Source organism: Microvirga massiliensis (assembly GCF_001006805.1).
GTDB classification, from domain to species: Bacteria; Pseudomonadota; Alphaproteobacteria; order Rhizobiales; family Beijerinckiaceae; genus Microvirga; species Microvirga massiliensis.
Map to the genome: position 1 here is coordinate 54,320 of NZ_LN811353.1, position 3,142 is coordinate 57,461.

3 protein-coding genes are annotated in these 3,142 nt (G+C 67.9%); 2 read left to right on the forward strand and 1 reads right to left on the reverse strand.

The features are described from left to right. The first annotated feature begins 524 nt into the window (after positions 1-524). Both BN1233_RS12910 and BN1233_RS12915 read left to right on the forward strand, forming a co-directional pair. Positions 525-1,103, forward strand: coding sequence for an NADPH-dependent FMN reductase (locus tag BN1233_RS12910; RefSeq protein WP_187144288.1), 579 nt, complete (start codon positions 525-527; stop codon positions 1,101-1,103). Positions 1,104-1,226: 123 nt separating this feature from the next. Next, complete coding sequence (locus tag BN1233_RS12915) at positions 1,227-1,664, forward strand: DUF1269 domain-containing protein (RefSeq protein ID WP_046864016.1); 438 nt, start codon at positions 1,227-1,229, stop codon at positions 1,662-1,664. Between the two features lie 182 nt (positions 1,665-1,846). Here the strand turns inward: BN1233_RS12915 and BN1233_RS48345 are convergent. Then, on the reverse strand, positions 1,847-3,142 hold a 1,296-nt coding region (locus tag BN1233_RS48345), incomplete at its 5' end, for an MFS transporter (protein WP_052763785.1).

Sequence of the window (3,142 nt, forward strand, 5' to 3'; positions counted from 1 at the left end):
AGCCGAACCCGATTCAGGGCACACCGGGCTCCCTGTTCCCCCATGCCGCTCCCCACGAGATCCAGTTCATAGACGGCGTGCCCTGCCGGACCGTATACGACAGCTCGACCAAGGCCCGTGTGCCGGTCGCCTGCGCGGACACGGGCATCACCGGCAGCATTGACGGAACCGTCAGGTAACAGGTCGGGAAGGCGGAGCCCGCACTCTGAAACCGACAGCGCGGGCTCCGTGGTCTGATCATGCGCGGGATGCGCACACGCCGGCCGCTTGCACGTTGTGTCCCCCTCGTATGAGGCACCTGGGCGCGGGTTTTCGGACCCGCGCCCTTTTGCACCTGCGATCCGGCCTAGTCGGTCATGCCGTCATGCCGAGGCGCGGCCATTCCCGCGCATGTCCGGGCGGCATCGTTCCGGATTCCTCCCACCCGGAAACCGTGAGTTCGCTCGGTGCTCGGCACGATCGTGCGGCGCCGGCGCGTCAAGGTTTCCCGGGTGGAGATCGTCACTTTTCACACGAGGTCACTGATGAAAACTGTTGCCGTGCTCGTCGGCTCCCTGCGCCGCGAGTCCCTCAACCGCAAGTTCGCCGAGAGCCTCGCCAAGCTGGCGAGCGGGCGGCTGACCTTCCGGTTCGTCGAGATCGGCGACCTGCCGCTCTACAACGAGGATCTCTGGGCCAGCCCTCCCGAAGCCGTCCTGCGCCTGAAACGGGACATCGAGGCCGCGGATGCGGTTCTCTTCGTCACGCCCGAGTACAACCGCTCCTTCTCGCCGGCGCTCAAGAACGCCATCGACTGGGCAAGCCGCCCGTGGGGACAGAACTCCTGGGCCGGCAAGCCCGCCGCCATCATCGGCACGAGCCCGGGCGCGACCGGGGGATCGGCGGGCCAGAACGCCCTGAAGGGTCTCCTGAGTGTCGTCGACACCATCCTGATGGGCCAGCCGGAGGTCTACTTCACCTACAGGCCGGATCTGTTCGACGCACAGAACAACATCGTCGATCTCTCGACCAAGGCGTTCCTCAGCGGCTGGATCGACCGCTTCGCCGCGTGGATCGCCCGGATGGCGCCGTCCCGCATCAGCACGCAGGACGAGGCGGCCTGAGGGAGCATCACGCCGACCCGGTTCGGATCCTCCGGCCCGGGAGGTGCCGCCCGCGTATGGCCTTCGAGCGGCGCATGCCGCCGATCCACGCGCTTCGTGCAACCAGCCCAATGGGGGACTTCAATGAGCAGGATCATCGGCATCGTGTTCCACGACGAGAGCACCGCAAGCGAGGCATCCACGGTGCTCGAGGAACTCGAGGCTCAAGGCAGTCTCGCGCTGTCCGGGATGGCGATCGTGCAAAAGCATGCCGACGGAGCGATCTCCATGAAGCGGGGTCCCGATGCGGGGCCGCTCGGAACCCTGGTCGGCGCCCTGATCGGCGGGCTCGCCGGCCTGCTGGGCGGACCGATCGGGGCTGCCATCGGAACCGCCGGCGGGGCGCTGGTCGGGCGCGGGGCCGATCACATCAATACCGAGGAGCGGGCTACATTTGCCGAAAGGATCTCGCGCGCGATGCGCCCGGGCAGCATCGCCGTCCTAGCCGACGTCACCGACTACGCCGAGACCTCTCTCGAGACGCGAATGAAGGTCCTCGGCGGGGGCGTCGTGCGCGGGTAGCGGTCGCTCCGAGATTTCGGAGCCGTGCACCTCCCGTCCGTGACACGCCGCGCCGGATTGGCAGTCTGCCGATCCGGCCGATTCGTGGAGCGACAGGGCAGGGCGGCGCGCCTGCTCTGGGGTCCAGACGCCTTGGGCATTGGGTGCCAACCCCCGTCACGAACGACGTGGGTATCTCCGCATCAACTGGCTTCGCGAACTCGACGACGTCCTTCCATTGCTGTTGGATGTGTCACTGTTCCGGGGCGTGTCCCGATCCAGGAATGATCATCCCAACATAGTGGCACGGCATCGGGATTACGGCAGCGGACATGTCCGCCATTCGGCGAGGGGGACTTCGTCATTCTTCCATCGCAGACAGGCGGAAGATCAGACGCCGCGATCCTGCGCCGACGGATCGTCGCCGTCGGTGAGATGAGAGATCCGCTGGCTAATCTGCTGGTCCAGGATGGCGAACGGCCGCGCCTTCCGCTCCGGCGCCTCGACCCGGAGGGAGCGCCAGACGGCGGCGACCACGAAGGCACCTGCCGCCGCCGCCATGTAGACGAAGACGCCACGCATGCCGGCCGCGCCCATGATGCTCGTCCGACGATCGGGCCGAGGAAGGACGCCAGGCCGTAGACGAGGATGAGCTGACCGCTGACGGAGACGACTTGGTCCGGCGCGACGCGGTCATTCGCATGGGCGACGCAGACCGGATAGATCGTCGAGAGGAAACCGCCGAGGACGAAGGTGAAGCCGAAGACCATGGACGTCTGCGGCAGGACGGCAAGGCAGAGGGCCGTTGCCGCCAAGCCGGTCGCGATTGCGCCGGCCACCAACCGGCGATCATACCGATCGGACAGCCTGCCGGCCGGGATCTGGAACGCGAGCCCGCCGAAGATGGCGGTCGCGACATAGGCGGAGATGGAGGCGGCGGGGATGCCTTGCGCCTGCGCGTAGGCCGGGACAAGGCTGTAGAAGGCACTGCCCGTCAGGCCCGACGCCGCGCAGCCCGCGAGGGCGACGGGCGCAATCCGGCGCAGCTCACGCAGGCGCAGAGGTGGGGTGCGGGGCAGTCGGGGAGCCGTCGCGCGGGTGAGCGAGACGGGGATCAGCGCCAGGCAGAACAGGGCGGCCGCCAGCGAGAAGAGCTCGTAGCCCCCGGGAGCGGGCAGATTGATCAGGAACTGCCCGAGGCCGAAGGCCGCGTTTGCGGCGACCATGTAGATCGCGAAGACGAAGCCCCGGTTCTGCGGGACTGTCGCGGCATTCAGCCAGCTCTCGGCGGTGATGAAGAGGCCGGCGCAGCCGAGGCCGGTCAGGAGCCGGATGCCGATCCATGCACCGGGCGACGTGAAGATGGGCTGTAGCGTAATCGCGGCTGCGACAAGCCCCGCGAGTGCCGCGAAGAGCCGGATGTGCCCGACCCGTTGCAGCACGCCGGCGGTCGTCGCCGCGCCGAGGGTGTAGCCGCCGTAATAGCTCGCCAGGACCAA

What these genes read in the sequence shown, in the direction of transcription:
- BN1233_RS12910 (WP_187144288.1), top strand. Translation starts at nt 525, where the DNA reads ATGAAAACTGTTGCCGTGCTCGTCGGCTCCCTGCGCCGCGAGTCCCTC.
- BN1233_RS12915 (WP_046864016.1), top strand. Translation starts at nt 1,227, where the DNA reads ATGAGCAGGATCATCGGCATCGTGTTCCACGACGAGAGCACCGCAAGC.